At 58.9% G+C, this 18,015-nt stretch carries 13 protein-coding genes; 7 read left to right on the top strand and 6 right to left on the bottom strand.

The genetic code is table 11. The annotated features are described in order from the left end of the window. Positions 1–5: 5 nt before the first annotated feature. From pepP to CAP31_RS01970, 4 genes are read right to left on the bottom strand one after another with little or no spacing between them, the layout of a single operon-like run. Positions 6–1,334: a Xaa-Pro aminopeptidase gene (pepP, locus tag CAP31_RS01985; protein WP_087446003.1), complete on the bottom strand. Its 1,329-nt coding sequence runs from the start codon at positions 1,332–1,334 to the stop codon at positions 6–8. Next, the gene (locus tag CAP31_RS01980; RefSeq protein WP_223247332.1) at positions 1,327–1,722 is read right to left on the bottom strand and encodes a hypothetical protein; all 396 of its coding nucleotides are present in this window, start codon (positions 1,720–1,722) and stop codon (positions 1,327–1,329) included. Before CAP31_RS01980 ends, pepP begins: the two co-directional genes overlap by 8 nt. A 46-nt stretch (positions 1,723–1,768) precedes the next feature. Then, positions 1,769–2,449, bottom strand: a complete 681-nt coding sequence (gene murU / locus CAP31_RS01975) for an N-acetylmuramate alpha-1-phosphate uridylyltransferase MurU (protein ID WP_087448214.1) — start codon at positions 2,447–2,449, stop codon at positions 1,769–1,771. A gap of 14 nt (positions 2,450–2,463) precedes the next feature. After that, positions 2,464–3,459, bottom strand: coding sequence for an aminoglycoside phosphotransferase family protein (locus CAP31_RS01970; protein WP_087446001.1), 996 nt, complete (start codon positions 3,457–3,459; stop codon positions 2,464–2,466). 66 nt (positions 3,460–3,525) lie between these two features. Between CAP31_RS01970 and CAP31_RS01965 the strand changes: the two genes are divergently transcribed. The 7 genes from CAP31_RS01965 to CAP31_RS01935 are packed head-to-tail and all read left to right on the top strand — an operon-like array spanning position 3,526 to position 14,923. After that, positions 3,526–5,754, top strand: a complete 2,229-nt coding sequence (locus CAP31_RS01965) for an LPS-assembly protein LptD (protein WP_087446000.1) — start codon at positions 3,526–3,528, stop codon at positions 5,752–5,754. Beyond that, positions 5,735–7,078 (top strand): peptidylprolyl isomerase, encoded by a 1,344-nt coding sequence (locus CAP31_RS01960; RefSeq protein ID WP_087445999.1) that lies wholly within the window; start codon positions 5,735–5,737, stop codon positions 7,076–7,078. Before CAP31_RS01965 ends, CAP31_RS01960 begins: the two co-directional genes overlap by 20 nt. Positions 7,079–7,094: 16 nt before the next feature. Then, complete coding sequence (gene pdxA, locus CAP31_RS01955) at positions 7,095–8,078, top strand: 4-hydroxythreonine-4-phosphate dehydrogenase PdxA (RefSeq protein WP_087445998.1); 984 nt, start codon at positions 7,095–7,097, stop codon at positions 8,076–8,078. Then, entirely contained in the window at positions 8,071–8,853 is a 783-nt protein-coding gene (gene rsmA, locus CAP31_RS01950) for a 16S rRNA (adenine(1518)-N(6)/adenine(1519)-N(6))-dimethyltransferase RsmA (RefSeq protein WP_087445997.1), read from the top strand. Before pdxA ends, rsmA begins: the two co-directional genes overlap by 8 nt. Further along, positions 8,850–9,320 (top strand): YbjN domain-containing protein, encoded by a 471-nt coding sequence (locus CAP31_RS01945; RefSeq protein WP_087445996.1) that lies wholly within the window; start codon positions 8,850–8,852, stop codon positions 9,318–9,320. Before rsmA ends, CAP31_RS01945 begins: the two co-directional genes overlap by 4 nt. Positions 9,321–9,348: 28 nt before the next feature. Next, positions 9,349–11,661, top strand: coding sequence for a tetratricopeptide repeat protein (locus tag CAP31_RS01940; RefSeq protein ID WP_087445995.1), 2,313 nt, complete (start codon positions 9,349–9,351; stop codon positions 11,659–11,661). Continuing rightward, positions 11,651–14,923, top strand: coding sequence for an exodeoxyribonuclease V subunit beta (locus CAP31_RS01935; protein ID WP_087445994.1), 3,273 nt, complete (start codon positions 11,651–11,653; stop codon positions 14,921–14,923). Before CAP31_RS01940 ends, CAP31_RS01935 begins: the two co-directional genes overlap by 11 nt. A 105-nt stretch (positions 14,924–15,028) precedes the next feature. On the opposite strand, the gene glyS is transcribed toward CAP31_RS01935, so the two are convergent. Both glyS and glyQ read right to left on the bottom strand, forming a co-directional pair. Beyond that, a complete protein-coding gene (gene glyS, locus CAP31_RS01930; RefSeq protein ID WP_087445993.1) occupies positions 15,029–17,092 on the bottom strand; it encodes a glycine--tRNA ligase subunit beta in 2,064 nt (687 codons plus the stop codon). Continuing rightward, entirely contained in the window at positions 17,089–17,976 is an 888-nt protein-coding gene (gene glyQ, locus CAP31_RS01925; RefSeq protein WP_087445992.1) for a glycine--tRNA ligase subunit alpha, read from the bottom strand. Before glyQ ends, glyS begins: the two co-directional genes overlap by 4 nt. Positions 17,977–18,015 lie beyond the last annotated feature (39 nt).

Genomic DNA, 18,015 nt, shown 5'->3' with positions numbered 1-18,015 from the left:
CGCTCCTAAAGTGCGCCCGGCCATTCCGGCGTCTGCCGCTGTTGCATCAGCGTCTCGATCTCTGCCACGGTCTTCGCCGCCGCCGCCGTCAGCACTTCGGCGCCGCCTGCGGTCACCAGCACGTCGTCCTCGATGCGGATGCCGATATTCCAGTAGGCTTCGGGGACGTCGTCGGCCGGGCGGATATAGCAGCCCGGCTCTACCGTCAGCACCATGCCGGGCTGCAGGTCGCGCCATTCGCCGTGCTGCTTGTAATCGCCGACATCATGCACATCCAGCCCCAGCCAGTGCCCGGTGCGGTGCATGTAGAAACGGCGATAATCGCCGGATTCAAGTACGCCGTCCACGCTGCCGTGGCACAAGCCGAAATCGATCATACCCTGCGCCAGCACCCGCAAAGCCGCCTCATGCGCGCTGTTCCAGTGCGACTGCGGATTGATGGTCGCAATCGCGGCCGCCTGTGCCGCCAGCACCAGTTCGTAGATATCGCGCTGTGCGCCGCTGAACCGGCCATTGACCGGGAACGTGCGGGTGATATCGGAGGCATAGCCGTCCAGCTCGCAACCGGCATCGATCAACAGCAAGTCACCGCCATGCAGGCTGGCGCTGTTGTCGACATAGTGCAGCACGCAGGCATTGGCGCCGGCCGCGACGATCGAGGTGTAAGCGGGGGATTGCGCACCGTGACTGCGAAATTCATGCAGTATCTCGGCTTCCACCTGATACTCGTAACCGCCCGGCCGGGTCGCCAGCATCGCGCGGCGATGAGCACCGCAGGCAATCGCTGCCGAACGCCGCATCAGGTCGATTTCGAAGTCATCCTTGATCAGGCGCATCGCGTCAACCAGCACGCGCACATCGCGAATTTCGGCGGGTGCCGCGACGCCGCTGCGTGCCTGCTCGCGGACACTATTCAACCAGCCCAGCACGCGCTGATCCCAGCCGCTGTCAGCACCCAGCGCATAATGCAGGACGGGCTGGTTCGCCATCAGTTTCGGCAGGCGTTCGTCCAGCTCGCTGATGGAATACGCTTCATCGAAGCCGAACGTCTCCGCTGCCGCGGCCGGCCCGTAACGGAAGCCGTCCCAGATTTCGCGTTCCATATCCTTGTCGCGGCAAAACAGGATGGCACGATTGGTCGCCGCCAGCAGCACGATGACTGCCTCCGGCTCGGTGAATCCGCTCAGGTAATAGAAGTGGCTATCGAAGCGGTAAGGGAAATGCGAATCCCTGTTGCGCACCCGTTCCGGCGCAGTCGCCAGCACGGCAATCCCGCTACCGATCTGCTGCATCAGGCGCTCGCGCCGCTGCACAAAAGGGATGCAATCAATCATCAAGTTCGTCCTCGTCTTCGTCATACTGGGAATCCAGCAAGCCGGCCCATTGATTCTCCAGATCGGGCAAACGATCCAGCAGGCATTGATGCAGCGCGATCACCGCCGCTGCAAAGTCATCATAATCAGCACCGCCATCCACATCCTGCGCGGCGCGCTCGAACTGCAGCAGCGCGTCTTTCAGGCTGTACGCCGAGCCCAGCGCATTCTTCACCTGCTCGCGCGGATGCGGTATCCATGCCCGGTCTGCCACCAGCGAGCGCAATTTTTCGCCTACTTCCAGCAGGCGCTTGCGCATGCGCGCGGTCGCACCCATGCGCGTCGATTTCACTTCACCCCATACTGCAAGCTCCATCAGTGTCAGCCAGCGTTGCCGCAGCTCGTTCACCAGCCCGGGACTATCGTTACCGCCAGCCGTACCTCATTTGCATCCATCAAATCCCGCCCCGCATATCGTCCATCAACATCGCATCCAGCTCCTGCAGACGCACCGGCGTGCCGATGTCATACCAGCGTCCGGCATGGTATTCCCCGCTTACCTGGCCGTGCTGCATGGCGCTGCGCAGCAACGGCGCCAGTTTGGCCGGCTGCGAATCAGGCAACGCGGCGAACATCGCCGGATGATAGCAGCCGATGCCGCTGAATGTCAGCCGCGGCGAGCCTTCGCTCTGCACTTGTCCATCTGCCAGTACAAAATCGCCACGCGAGTTGTGCTCAGGATTATCCACCAGTACCAGATGCGCCACTTGCCCGGCCGCCAGTCCGCGGCTGCGTAAATGGGCGAAATCATAATCCGTCCAGATATCGCCATTGACTACCAGAAATGGCGCCTCACCGAGCAGGGGCAACGCATGGGCAATGCCGCCTGCGGTTTCCAGCGCGGCGGCTTCATGCGAATACGCGATGGCCACTCCCAATCCAGCGCCATTTCCCAGATACGCTTCGATCTGCGCGCCCAGATAGGCATGGTTGATCACCACTCGACGGTATCCTGCCGCGGCCAGGCGCTGGATATGCCAGACGATCAGCGGCTGGCCGCCGACCACCAGCAATGGCTTGGGAATATGATCGGTAAGCGGGCGCATGCGTTCGCCGCGCCCCGCTGCCAGGATCATGGCAGTCTCCATGCTCAAAACGTATATCCCGTATCGATTTGGGTGCCGTGCAGTTCATCCAGCAGCTGCAGCAACGGTCCGAATTCGCGATAGCGCTCGGCAGTGCGCCGTACATATCTCATCACCAGCGGCAAGTTGTCGAGATAGGCCTCCTTGCCATCGCGATGGCACAGGCGCGCAAAAATGCCGAGCACCTTGAGATGGCGCTGCATGCCCATCCACTCGAAATCGCGGTAGAACTCGCCGAAATCGGCAGGGACCGGCAGATTCGCACGCCGCGCCTTTTCCCAGTAGCGGATCAGCCAGTCGATGACGATTTCCTCGTCCCACTCGATATACGCGTCCCTGAACAACGACACCAGATCGTAGGTAATCGGCCCGAACACCGCATCCTGAAAATCCAGCACGCCGGGATTAGGCTCGGTCACCATCAGATTGCGGCTGTGATAATCGCGATGCACGAACACGCGGCTCTGCGCCAGATTGTTATCCAGCAGTCTGGTAAATATTGTCTGCAAGCGTCTTGACTGCTCGTCGCTCAGCGTCGCGCCCAGATGTCTGACCACATACCAGTCCGGAAACAGCTGCAATTCGCGCGACAGCAGGGTCGCATCATACTCGGGCAGAACCCCGGCCCGGCTGGCCGATTGAATTTGAATTAACGCATCAATCGCATCCATATATAATGGATGCGCATTGACGGTATTGAGTGCGGAAAGATAAGTGGTGTCGCCCAGATCGGTAAGCAGCAAAAAGCCTTGCGCCAGGTCTTGTTGCAATACCCGTGGTACATTAACGCCAGCGGCGGCAAATAATTCCGCGACAAGAATAAAAGGATGGCAATCTTCATACTGCGGTGGCGCGTCCATCACGATATAATGATCACCGTTGGACAAGGTTGCACGAAAATACCGCCGAAAACTGGCATCCGCCGAAGCCGATGTCAGCATGGGTGATAAATTGGGAAATAGTGTTTCTAACCAAGATTGGATAAGCTGTTGACGCTGCATGACATTCCTAAAAGACGACTCAATTTGACTAACCCATTTTAGCATCATTCGTTTACCGCCTACATAATGCCTAAACACCGTTTTACCTGCCACCTCGCCGCTCCCTTGTTGCTACTCAGCGGCGTTGCCGTGGGCGATGATGCGATCCTGCTGCAAAGCACCACCAATCTCGCACCGCCGACCAAATCGGAGCAGGATTCATCAGTATTCATCCGTGCCGACCAGATGTACGGGGTGCAAAGTCAGCAAGTGCATGCCAGCGGCAATGTCGAGTTGCGGCGCAATACCGGCGTCGTCACTGCCGACCTGCTGCACTATACCGTAGCGACCGACAAGGTCGAAGCTACCGGCAACGTATGCCTGAAGCAGCAAGGCCTGACCCTTACCGGCCCCAAGCTCGACATCCAAATGAGCTCGCAGGTCGGCTCCATGGAAAGCCCCGTATTTTCCCTCGACAGTGCCGAAGCCGACACCAAATTCGGCCGCAGCGGCCTCACTCCGCGCGGCGACGCATCCGTGCTTGATTTCGAAGGGGAAGACCAGTATCGGCTGAAACATGCCAGTTACACCACTTGTCCGGCCGGTGATAATGACTGGTATCTGCGCGTCAAGGATTTGCAGATAGATAATACGCGCCAAGTAGGTACGGCGCATAGTGCCTACATCGAATTCAAGGGCACGCCGATCTTATACACGCCATGGATAAATTTTCCGCTGGATAACCGCCGTAAAAGCGGGCTGCTGGCGCCCACATTCGGAACCACGAGCAAAAGCGGTGCGGAAATCTCGCTGCCATGGTACTGGAATCTCGCGCCCAACTACGATGCCACCATTACCCCGCGCCTGATGACCAAGCGCGGACTGCAAATGGGCGGCGAGTTCCGTTACCTGTCGGACACCTATCGCGGCATCGTGAACGGCGAATTCTTGCCCGACCGCCTCACCAACACCAACCGCTGGAGTGTTTTCGCCCAGCACGATCAAAGCTTTGCACCAGGCTGGTCCGGTCATTTCGTCTATCAAGGGGTGTCGGACAATAATTATTTCCGCGAACTGTCCAACCAGATCAGCGCCACCTCACTGACCATCCTGAATCAGGAAGCCGCGCTGACCTACCAGGCTGATTGGTGGCAGGCAACGGCACGGGTGCAGCAATACCAGACCCTGCAGGATCCGAATGCCCCCATCGTGCCGCCTTACAGCCGCCTGCCACAACTCACCTGGCAAGCCGCACGCACCAATGATTACGGCGCAGAATTCAGCTTCAGCAGCGAACTCACACGTTTTTCCCATCCGACCCTGATCAACGGCACCCGCATGGTCGCCTATCCGAGCGTCAGCATCCCGCTGCTGAACGACTTCGGTTTCATCACCCCCAAGATCGGCGTGCATTACACGCAGTATCTGCTGGACTCGACGACGACCGCGCCGGCCACCAACGTCTCGCGCACGCTGCCGATCATGAGCCTGGACAGCGGCATGTATTTCGACCGCAATATCACTGCGTTTGGCCGCAGCTACCAGCAAAGCCTGGAACCGCGGCTGTATTACGTTTACATCCCGTATCAGGACCAGAGCACGCTGCCCAATTTCGACAGCGGCGAGATGGATTTGAACTATGCGCAGCTGTTTACCGAAAATCGCTTTGTCGGCAGTGACCGCATCAATGACGCCAATCAATTGACCATGGCGATGACGTCGCGCCTGCTGGACACCGAAACCGGCCTGGAGCGCTTGCGTGTTGCGGTCGGACAACGATTATATTTCTCTCCGCAGAAGGTCACGCTGCCCGGCGGTACGGTGACCAACAACAATTCCAGCGACATTCTGGCGTCGATAGGCGGGCAGATCAATCAGGCCTGGCGCGCCGAGGCTGCCGTACAGTACAACACCCAGCTTAATCAGACGGTGCGCAACAGTTATACCGCCAGCTATCGCCCTGCCCCCGGCAAGGTCATTAATTTCAGCTACCGTACCATCACTGGTCAAATCAACCAGGTCGATCTTTCTACCCAATGGCCCATCGCACCACGCTGGTATGGCATGATGCGATATAACTACTCGATCCGCGACAAGCGGATCGTGGAAGGTCTGGCCGGACTCGAATATAACGGCGGATGCTGGGCCCTCCGCGGCGTATTCCAGACCATTGCGACCGCTGCCAGCACCACCAGCACATCCTTCTTTATCCAACTGGAATTGAACGGTCTAGGGCGCTTAGGCTCTAACCCGCTCGATGTTCTTAAACTTAGCGTACCTGGATACACCAACTCCAATGAACTCACAAACCCTTAAATCCTGCCTGGTTATATTTGCGCTGTTACCCAACCTGCTGTTTGCAGCGGAGGGCAAGCCGTCGCCCACGAACAGCAATCCACCCGCAGCATCTGCGTCGCAAATCCAGCCTCTCGACCATATCGTTGCGGTAGTCAATGACGATGTCATCACCCGCCATGATCTGGATGAGCGTTACGCACGCGCCGTGCAGCAGCTGGAAAGCCGCAAGACACCGTTGCCGCCGCGCAAGATTCTGGAAAAACAGATACTCGAGCGCATGATCAACGATCGCATTCAGCTGCAATTTGCGGCACAGACCGGCATCCGGGTCGATGCTGCGATGCTGGATCGCGCCATCGAACGTATCGCCGCGCAAAATCAGATGTCAGTGGAACAATTCCGCGACGCCATCAGCAAGGAAGGTATCGCTTTCGATAAATTCCGCGACGACATCCGCAACGAAATCATCCTCAGCCGCCTGCGCGAGCGCGAAGTGGATAACAAGATCAACGTCACCGAAGCCGAGATCGACGCCTATCTCGAGGCTCAGGCCAAACAGGGTGCGGACGAAGAATACAATACCGCCCACATCCTGATCCGCATCCCTGAGAACGCCACTACCGAACAGATTCAGGCGGCACATGCCAAGGCCCAGAAGGCACTCGACGAAATCCGCAGCGGCGCTGATTTTGCCCAGGTTTCCGCCAGCTACTCGGATTCTCCCAATGCGCTGGAAGGCGGCGCAATGGGCTGGCGGCGCGGTTCGCAGATCCCATCCCTGTTCAGCCAGGCGATCCAGACGCTCAAGCCAGGCGAGACCAGTGATATCCTCCGTAGCAATAACGGTTTTCACCTGCTCAAACTGATTGATAAACGCGGGCAGAACAAAGCCATGATCATCAGTCAGACCCACGCACGCCACATTCTCATCAAAACCAATGAGATCGTGTCCGAAGCAGATGCCAAAAACCGTCTTGCCCAGATCCGCGAGCGCATCGAAAACGGCAGCGCCAAATTTGAAGACATGGCACGCCAGTATTCCGATGACGGCAGCGCCAGCAAGGGCGGCGATCTGGGCTGGCTCTCACCCGGTGAAACCGTGCCCGAATTCGAGCGCGCGATGAACGCGCTCAAGCCAGGCGAAATCAGCCAGCCGATCCATACGCCATTCGGCTATCACCTGATTCAGGTACTGGAACGCCGCGATCAGGACGTCACCAAGGAACGTCAGCGTCTGGTTGCCCGCCAGGCCATCCGCGAACGCAAAATCGAGGAAGCCCAGGAAGAATGGCTGCGCCAGCTCCGCGACAGCGCCTACGTTGAATATCGCGACAAAGAATAAGCAGGGCCAGACAGGCATGACTTCCACCCTGTGTCTCACTGCCGGCGAACCGGCCGGCATCGGCCCCGATCTCTGCGTAATGCTGGCACAAGCGCCACGACAGCAGCACATCGTGGTGATAGCCGATCGCGACCTGATCACGGAACGCGCCCGGCAACTGGGTTTGCCGCTGCGCATCCGCGATTACGGCAATGACCGGGTCGTGACCGAGGCCGGCGAACTGAGCCTGCTGCATGTGCCGCTGGCCCAGCCTGCGCAGGCGGGTGTGCTCAATCCAGCCAATGGCGCTTATGTGCTGAACACGCTCAGCCGCGCTGTGTCCGGCTGCGTCGACGGCGAATTCGCCGCGATGGTCACCGCTCCGGTACACAAGGCGGTCATCAATCAGGCAGGTGTCGATTTCACCGGCCATACCGAATATCTCGCTGAAGCCACCCATACACCACACGTAGTGATGATGCTGGTCGGCGGCGGCATGCGCGTCGCACTCGCCACCACGCACCTGGCATTGCGTGCCGTCGCCGATGCGATTACAACCGAATCCCTGACCACGACACTGCGCATACTGCATCGGGATCTGGTGCAGCATTTTCATATTGCCCAGCCACATATCCTGGTCGCCGGACTCAATCCGCATGCCGGTGAATCCGGCCATTTCGGCGATGAGGAAATCCGCATCATCGAGCCGGTATTAACCGCGCTGCGAGCCGAGGGCATGCGCCTCAGCGGTCCGCTCCCGGCCGATACGCTATTCAATCCGGCGCGACTGGCGGAAGCGGATTGCGTGCTGACGATGTATCACGATCAGGGTCTGCCGGTGCTCAAGTACGCGAGCTTCGGCGAAGGCATCAACGTCACGCTGGGCCTGCCCATCATCCGCACTTCCGTCGACCACGGTACCGCGCTCGATCTCGCCGGTACCGGCAAGGCACATGCTGGCAGCCTGGCTGCCGCAATTGCACTGGCCGCACAAATGAGCCAAAACCGCAGCCATGTCTAAACATATCCCCCGCAAGCGCTTCGGCCAGCATTTTTTATGCGACCACGATATTATTGCCGCGATCGTCAGCGCCATCCGCCCGCAGGCCGGCGACAATCTGGTTGAAATCGGCCCCGGTCTCGGCGCACTGACGACGCCGCTGATGGCGAATTTAACCCACTTTCATGTGGTGGAACTGGATCGCGACATCATTGCGCGGCTGCAACGCACCTACCCTGCCGACAAACTCACCATTCATGCCGGCGACGCCCTGGCATTCGATTTTGCCAGCCTCGGCACCCGATTACGCATCGTCGGCAACCTGCCGTACAACATTTCAACGCCGTTGCTATTCCATCTTGCCGAATTTGCCCCCAATATCCTCGACATGCACTTCATGCTGCAGAAGGAAGTCGTGGAGCGCATGACTGCACACCCCAATACCCACGATTACGGTCGTTTGTCGGTGATGCTGCAGTATCGCTTTGACATGGAATCGCTGTTTGACGTGCCACCCACTGCATTCGATCCGCCGCCCAAGGTGGATTCCGCGATCGTGCGCATGCTGCCGCGACCGCCGGAAGACATGCAGGCCATCAACGTCGATACCCTTGCACATGTGGTTTCCACCGCATTTGCGCAACGCCGCAAGACATTGCGCAACACCCTCGCCGGCGTGTTAAAGCCCGATGATTTCGTACACCTGGATATTGACCCGCAACGCCGCGCAGAAACCGTGAGCGTTGCCGACTTTGTCCGCATCGCCAACCATATTCAACCCAAGGAAAACAAATGAGTTTAATCGACATCGCACAGGCCTGTCTGGATGACATGCAGCTGCCCGCTACGCGCGTACCCAACCTGCCCGTCATCAATCTGCCGATCGACAGCGAAAACGGCAAGCTCAACATGTTCGTTCACAGCCACGAAGAAGCGCATCGCATTTTCGTCTATACCCGTCCGCAGGATTTGCTGGTGCCGATCGAACGCATCGGTGCACTGACGGAATTCCTCACCCGCGCCAATTACGGATTGCCGCTGGGCAATTTCGAAATCGACATGAACGATGGCGAAATGAATTTCAAAAACAGCCTGGACATCGGCGACGGCGTACTCACCATCAAAATGGTACAGACGCTGATCGTGTTTTCACTCGAATGTCTGAACCGTTATCTGCCCGGCATCCGTGAAGTCGTTGGCGGTACCGACCCCAAAGCTGCGATCGAAGCCATCGACGGCCCGACCAAAGTCGTGATCAAATAACAGCACCGACAACCAGCAGGTGAACCCGATGCAAGACCATTACGACCCGCTCGCGGCCTACCAAACCACCAGCCCCGTCGAATCTGCTTTTGCCTGGCTGGGAAAACCGCAAGTACGACTCGGCATCCTGTCGATACTCCTGCTCTGCGGCGCCGTCGCTTTGCTCTACGGGCACAGCTTGCATTACCCGTTCGTGTTTGACGATCGTCCGTTCTTCACCGAAATCAACCTGCGCCATTATGGCGAATCCCTGTTCCATTTTGACCTGCGCTGGTTTGCCTACGCCAGTTTCGGCTGGACTTACCAGCTATTCGGCATGGATATTCCTGCATTGCGCTGGGGCAACATCCTGCTGCACGGACTCACAGCCGGGGTGCTGTTCGTCTTTTTTGCGCGCCTGCTTCAGCTCACATCTGTTGCCGCCGATAGCAAATCAGCCGGCTACACCGCATTCCTGCTGGCCCTGGCATTTGCCGTGCACCCGGTCGCCGTGTACGGCGTAGCCTATCTGGTCGAACGCAGCATCATCATGGCAACGCTGTTCGGTATAGCATCACTGCTGTGTTATCTGGAAGGCATCAGCCGCGAACGCGGCAAGGCATGGCTGGGCACCGCCGTCGCATTCTATTTCCTCGCCGTGTTTTCCAAGGAACACAGCGTCATGCTGCCTGCCGTCGCCGCGCTGATTTCGCTGTTGCTGCGCACCCCGCTGCGCGACATCGCCCGCAAGACCTGGGGCGCGTATCTGGGATATGCCGCCGTCGGGATATTCATCGTGCTGCGCACCAAAGGTGTACTGGGATCTCCTTATGAGATCTATGCCCAAAGCATGCTGGCGCAAATGTCGGAAAACAATGGCGGCGTCATGCCCGAGCATGTCTATCTGTACAGCGTCATCTCGCAAAGCTACCTGTTTTTCAAATACCTGCTGTTATGGCTGCTTCCCAATCCGGGCTGGATGGCAATAGATCTGCGCCAGCATTTTCCCGTGCATATTCTGAGCTGGCCGGAGTTTGCCGGTTTCATCGGCTTCATCATTTATCCGATTGCCGGTTTCCGGCTGCTGCGTCAGGGCGGCCGTCGCGGCCTGATCGGCTTCGCGTTGCTCGCGCCGTGGCTGCTGTTTTTCACCGAACTCGTCAGCGTGCGCCTGCAGGAACCGTTCGTGCTGTACCGCAGTTACCTGTGGATGGCTACTTTGCCGCTACTCATCGCGGGCGTATTCGGCAGCCTCGACAATTACCGCAAGCAGCTCGCCATGCTCGCGGCATGCGCCTTGCTGGCATTCCTTGCCTGGGGCCGTATCGCCACGTTCGCCGACCCGGTGACACTGTGGACCGATGCCGTCAACAAGAACACCGACACCTCGCTGATCTGGGCCGAGCGCCCCCTGACCAACCGCGGTTATGCACTGATGCAGACGGGTCAGCTCGCTGCCGCCAAACGCGACCTGCTGGCCGCGCTGGCAATCAACCCGAACCAGCATGAAGCCAATTTCAACATGGCAGTGCTGGAGATGAACGAAGGCAAAGCCGATGCGGCACTGGCCCTGTACGCCAAAACCATCGCGCTGAAACCCGATTATGCCGACGCCTATCTCAACCGGGGTTACCTGTTCTACAGGCTGGGCCGTATTCCGGACAGCATCGCCGATTACAATCAGGCCATCCGGCTGCAACCCGAAAACGCGAGCACCTATCTCAACCGCAGCCTGAGCTACGCGGCACTGGGGCAATTCGACGCCGCACTGGCGGACAGCAATTACGCGATCAGCCTTGCGCCCGGCAACGCGCAGGCATGGCTCAATCGCGGCATTCTGTATGCCCAGCAGCATCAGCCGCAATTGGCGCTGGCGGACATGAACGCCGCCATCAAGCTCGCGCCCGGCTTCGCGCCGGCCTATTACAATCGCGGTTATCTATCCCTGATTAACGGTCAGCGCAGCGAAGCGGCGCGCGATCTGCAAACCGCACTCACCTACAATCCCAATTATGTCGAAGCGCTGGTGCAGCTTGCCACGCTGCAGATGCTCGATGCGCAATACGATAGCGCATTAGCCCTGATGAACCGCGCCATCGCCCTGCAACCGCAAGCTGCACCGTTGTATGTCGCCCGCGGCGCCATCCAGGTCGCATTGACGCATAACGATGCCGCATTGCAGGATTATGACCGCGCAGTCCAACTGGCGCCTGATAATGTCAAAGCCCAGCTCAGCAAAGGCATGCTGCTTACCGGCCTCAATCGCCGCAGCGAAGCCATGCCGGCACTGCAAGCCGTATGCCGCCTGGATCAGGGTGCCGCCTGCGCCAAAGCCCGGCAATTGATGGCCAATGGCCACTGACGATTTCAACCGGATCGCGCTTGACCCCGAGCGCTCGGTTGTTGTCGAAGCCTGCGCCGGCAGCGGCAAAACCTGGCTGCTGGTAGCGCGTATCGTCCGCCTGTTATTGGCAGGCGTGCCGCCTTCCGGGATTCTGGCCATTACCTTCACCCGCAAGGCGGCGCGCGAAATGCGTGCCCGGCTGGATGAGTGGCTGCGGTTCTGCGCCAGCGCCGATGACGATGCAGTGCGCCAGTTCCTGCGCGAACGCGCGGTAGCCGAAGACGAGCTCGATACCAAACTGCCTCTGGCCCGCGGGCTGTTTGAAACCGTATTGACTGCACAACCCGGCGTAACCATCAGCACCTTTCACGCATGGTTCCTCGAAGTCATCCAGCGTGCACCGCTGGAGACCGGACTGGCTGGGCGCGGGCTGGCGGAACAGACCGTGGTGCTGCATCAGCACGCCTGGGCGCAACTCACCCGGCAGATCATACAGCACCCGGATACTCCACTCGCGCTTGGCATGCAGGACTTGCTGGCGGAGCTCGGCTTGTCCAGCACGCGCAAGCTGCTGCAGAATTTCCTGCACAGGCGCACCGAATGGTGGGCTTATACAGAAACGCAGGCCGACCCGCTGCATTACGCGCTCGCCAATCTGCAACGCGAAATCGGCGTAGCCATCGATGCCGACATCGCCGCCGAACTCGTCACCGATGCCGGATTCCTCGCCGATCTGCAGGAATATGCACGCCTGCTCGGACTGAATACACCCACCACACAGAAACGCGCTGCCGGCATCATCGACACGTTAAGTGCTGATGTGTCCGACGAACAGCGTTTCGAGCAGCTATCCCTGACGATACTCAAGGCCGATGGCGGGATTTACAGCCTCAATGCCAGCACCGCACTGGAAAAACGTCTGGGCACAGCCGCGCAGGACACCCTGATCGATCTGCACCAGCGCGTAGGCGAGCGCCTCATCCGCGCGCGCCAGCAGCGCCTGGCGCAAGCCAGTTATCATCTCAATGCCCGTGCCCTGAGCCTCGGCGTCGCTTTACTCGAACATTATCAGGCAGTCAAACGCGAAGCGCGCGCCCTCGACTTCGGCGATGTGGAATGGCAGATCGCGCAGTTATTATCCGATTCGGAGCACGCCGAATACATCCAGTTCAAACTGGATGCCCGCTATAGCCACATTCTGCTCGATGAGTTTCAGGACACCAACCCTGTGCAATGGCGTGTGTTGCAGGCATGGTTCGAAGCCGCGCATCAGGCCGGGCAGATGCCGCGGATCTTTCTGGTGGGCGATCCCAAACAGTCGATTTACCGCTTCCGTGGAGCGGAGGCACGGCTATTCGATCTCGCCAAACGCTATTTGAGCGAACGCGGGGCCGCCTGCCTCAGCCAGAACCACACCCGTCGCAGTACGGCGCCGATCATCGCCGCGCTCAACGCGACCTTCACCCTGCTTGCCGATGCCTATCCGTTATTCGCCGCGCATGAAGTGTATGAGCGCGAGCGTCCCGGCCGTGTCGAAGTACTGGGCCTGGCCATGGCACCTCAAGCCGAACCGGCCGCAGATACCGGTTACCGCAATCCGCTGACCGAAGCACGGATGGATGACGCGGAAAACAATGCCCGTGAAATCGAGGCCGGGCAGCTCGCTGCCCGTATTAACGAGATCGTCGCATACTGGGTGATTGACGATGCCCGCGGTGGCACCCGCCCCGCCCAGTTCAGCGACATCATGATACTGGTGCGCAACCGCACCCACCTCGCCAAATATGAACGCGCGTTGAAGCATGCGCAGATTCCCTATACCAGCACCCGTCGCGGCGGCCTGCTGGACAGCATGGAAATCGGCGACTTGCTCAGTCTGCTGCAATTCCTGGTCACCCCCAATGCCGATCTGGCGCTCGCCCGCGTCTTGCGGGCTCCCATTTTTGCTTGCAGTAACGATGATCTGTTAGCCATCCGTGCAATGCAGTTGCAAACCGGGAACAGGCACTGGTGGCCGGCCATGCAGATGCTCGAGCTGCCTGGCGCCAGCCTGCAGCGTGCGATCGACATGTTACAGCAGTGGATCAGCCTGGCAGGCCAATTGCCGGTACACGACCTGCTGGACCGCATCTATTTCGAAGCCAACCTCATGGCCCGCTATCGCGCCGCGGTACCGACAGCCTTGCAGAACAACGTCAGTGCCAACCTGACCGTTTTCATCGAATTGACACTCACCCTCTCCGGCGGACGCTACCCCAGCCTGCCGCGGTTCCTTGAAGAAGTAGCCGACTTGCGCGAGGACAGCGAAGAGAATCCCGACGAGGGTGAAACGCTGGAGGCCGGCAACACCGTGACCATCCATACCGTACACGGCGCAAAAGGACTGGAAGCACCTATTGTCTGGCTGCTGGATGTCGGCGCGCGCAAACCCAAGGCCGACAATTATCGCGTACTGCTTGACTGGGAACCGGACGCACCGCGTCCGACGCATTTCTCCCTGGTGACGACACAGGAACACACCGCGGATTATCAGCAAATCTATCTGGATAAGGAAGCGCAGCACGCCGGACGCGAAGATTTCAACCTGCTGTATGTTGCGATGACACGCGCACGCCAGGCACTGATAGTGTCGGGGGTGGCGAATAACAAAGGCGGTGCCCATGATTGGCACCGGACGATACTTGCCGCGCTGGGGCAAGGCGAAGAATGTGCGATTTACGGTGATGATCTGGCCGGGCGCCATGTGAGCGTCAATACAGCCCCGCCCGCCATGACCGGCACAATCGCGTTACCTGAAGGTATCAATCTGCCCTACCCGACGGGTGAATACGCGCCTTCCGGCAATACCGCCGCTACAGATTACGGCACGTTGGTGCACCTGCTGCTGGAAGCCATCACCCCGCCTGACGCCATGCATGACGAAAATCTGCTGCGCATACAATTCGGCGCGCATGCGCAATTCGCGGCTGCCATCCGCCACGCTCGGACGATCGTCAACCAACCTCACCTGCAGCGTTTTTTCGACCCCGCACAATATCGCCGTGCGTACAATGAACTCGGCTACCTGCGGCAGGATGGCAGCACCTACCGCATAGACCGTTTGGTCGAGTTCGATACCGAGGTCTGGGTACTGGATTACAAAACCGACCAGACCGAGAACCCACAGCAGCTCATCCAGCGGCATCGCACGCAATTAGCCGAGTATCAGGCGGCGATGCGTGTCAGCTTCCCCGCACACAGCGTCCATTGCGCCATCATAAGCGCCGGGGCGAGCTGGTGAAACTTTAAGTCAACGCGCCATCCACCAAAAACACGAAGGTACGAAAAGATGCAATATACTTTTCGTGCCTTCGTGTTTTTCATGGACCAGTAGCTTTTGCCGGAATCAGGCCGACAACATGGAAATATCGGCCACCTGGTTCATCATCTCGCCCAGTGCGTGCAGCAACGCCAGTCGATTCTGGCGTACAGCCATGTCGTCCGCCATCACCATCACGCCATCGAAAAACGCATCGACGGCATTACGCACGCCGGCCAACGCGGTAAGCGCGGCAGTATAATCACCCGCACCGACAAACGCCGTAACTTGCGGTGCCAGCTGGGTGACGCGCTCGAACAGTTCCTGTTCGGCCTCGGCTTCGAGCAGTTGCGGATTCACGGCCCCCGGCGATTCGTTCACCTTCTTCAAAATATTGCGCACACGTTTATTGGCGGCAGCCAGCGCAGCCGCTTCAGGCAGCTTGCGGAATTCGCGCACTGCATGAATTCGCGTCAGCACCAGATCCATGCGTTCCGGCTGGTTGGCCAGCACGGCCTCGATTTCACCCGGTTCGAAACCCTGTTCCTTGAGATAATGCCGCATGCGATCCAGCATGAAGCCGTACACATCGAGATTGACGCTATCGGCGACCACGCCTGCCGGGAACGCGGCCTGCGCATGCGCGAGCAAGGCCGGCAACGACAATGCCAGCGGGGTTTCTGTCAGTATGCGCAATACGCCCAGCGCCGCACGGCGCAAGCCGAATGGATCCTTATCGCCGGTCGGGATCAGGCCGATACCGAAGATGCCGATGAGCGTGTCGAGTTTGTCTGCCAGAGCCACGCTGACAGCGATCGGGCCTTGCGGCAGGGCATCGCCGGCAAAACGCGGCTGGTAATGTGCACTGATCGCAGCGGCCACATCGGCGGACTCGCCGTCATGCAATGCATAATGCGTACCCATCATGCCCTGCAGCTCCGGGAATTCACCAACCATGTCGGTCAACAGATCGGCTTTGGCCAGCAGGGCGGCACGCGCAGCGGCCGCAGTATCCGCATGCAGCAAAGCGGCGATGCTGGCCGCCATATGCTGCATGCGGGTCACACGCTGCAACTGGCTACCCAGCTTGTTGTGATACACCACCTGCGCCAGTTTTTCGACACGGCTGTCCAGACGCGTTTTGCGATCCTGATCGAAGAAAAAGCGAGCATCCGACAACCGTGCCCGCAACACACGCTCATTGCCCTGGATAATATGGCCGGGATCATCGGTTTGCAGGTTGGACACGACCAGGAAACGCGGCAACAAATTGCCTTCCTTATCCGCCAGCGGGAAGTATTTCTGATGCTGCTTCATCGACAGGATCAGGCAGGCCTGCGGCACAGCCAGGAAATCCGCGCTGAACGAGCCCGCATACACCACGGGGAACTCGACCAGGCCAGTGACTTCGTCCAGCAAGGCTCCATCCCACAGCACTTGCGCGTCGCCTGCTGCGGCAGCGAGCTGTTGGCGTATGCTCTCGCGTCGTTCCGCGAAACTTGCCATGATGCGGCCCTGCTGCAGCAAAATCCGCGCATAATCCTCTGCACGGGTAACGCGAATCTCGCCCTGCGACAGGAAGCGATGGCCCAGCGTAACGTTGCTGCTGACCAGCCCCAATAACTCGCCAGCGACAATATCCGTACCATGCAGCATGATCAGGCCATGCACGGGACGCACGAATTCGACATCGCTGTCGCCCCAGCGCATCAGTTTGGCGACCGGAAGCTTCTTCAGCACGTCGGCAACCATGCCGGACAAATGTTGCGCAAGCATCTCCCCCGCCTGGGTAGTGCGGTACACATAACATTCCTGCTTGCCATCATGCATCGTTGCCAGTTCGCTCACTGCGACACCGCACGAGCGCGCAAAACCTGCCAGGGCAGGCGTAGGCTGGCCGTCTTTCATTCCGGCTGCGACTGCGGGGCCTTTGCGTTCGATCTGGCGGGGCGGCTGGATAGCAGCCACCTGCGGTATGCTCACCGCAAGACGGCGCGGCGTCGCGTAAGCAACCACGGCGCTGATGTCATCGACAAAACCCTGGGCCTTGAGCGCGGTGGCGATGCCATTGCTGAATGCATCCGATAACTTCTGCAAGGATTTGGGTGGCAATTCCTCGGTCTGCAATTCGATCAACAAGTTTGCATTCATGCCGGCTCCCCCGATTTGGCAAGCATGGGGAATCCCAGCGCTTCGCGGGAATCATGATAGGCTTGCGCCACTTTGCGTGACAAGGTGCGTACGCGAGCGATATAGGCAGCGCGTTCAGTCACCGAAATCGCACCGCGTGCATCGAGCAGGTTAAAGGTGTGCGAGCATTTCATCACCATTTCGAACCCCGGCAATGGCAGCCCCAGATCCATCAGGCGTGCCGCTTCGCGCTCGTAATCGTTGAACTGCTGGAACAGCCAGTGCGTGTTGGAATGTTCGAAGTTGTACTTGGATTGCTCGACTTCGTTCTGGTGATAAACATCGCCGTAGCTGACACCTTCCGTCCATACCAGATCATAGACGTTTTCCACGCCTTGCAGATACATCGCCAGACGCTCGAGACCGTAGGTAATCTCGCCCAACACCGGCTTGCATTTCAGGCCGCCGACTTCCTGGAAATAGGTGAACTGGGTGACTTCCATGCCATTGAGCCAGACTTCCCAGCCCAGCCCCCATGCACCCAGCGTTGGCGATTCCCAGTCATCCTCGACAAAGCGGATGTCGTGTACACCAGGGTCCACGCCCAAAGCACGCAAGCTGTCCAGATAGAGCTCCTGAATATTGTCCGGGCTGGGCTTTAATACCACTTGGAATTGATAATAATGCTGCAAGCGATTGGGGTTTTCCCCGTAGCGCCCGTCTTTGGGACGGCGCGAAGGTTGTACGAACGCGGCCTTCCATGGCTCGGGGCCGAGTGCACGCAAAAATGTGGCCGTATGGAAAGTCCCGGCCCCCATTTCCATGTCGTAAGGCTGCAACAAGACGCAACCCTGTTTCGCCCAGAATTGCTGGAGCGTTAATATAATCTCTTGAAAAGTCAGCATGACACGCGCTTAAACGGTAAAAGCGTAATTTTAACCCAG

It is taken from the genome of Sulfuriferula sp. AH1, assembly GCF_002162035.1.
Taxonomy (GTDB): domain Bacteria; phylum Pseudomonadota; class Gammaproteobacteria; order Burkholderiales; family Sulfuriferulaceae; genus Sulfuriferula.
The sequence above is the reverse complement of the archived record's forward strand: the minus strand, read 5'-3'. Positions and strand labels throughout refer to the sequence as shown.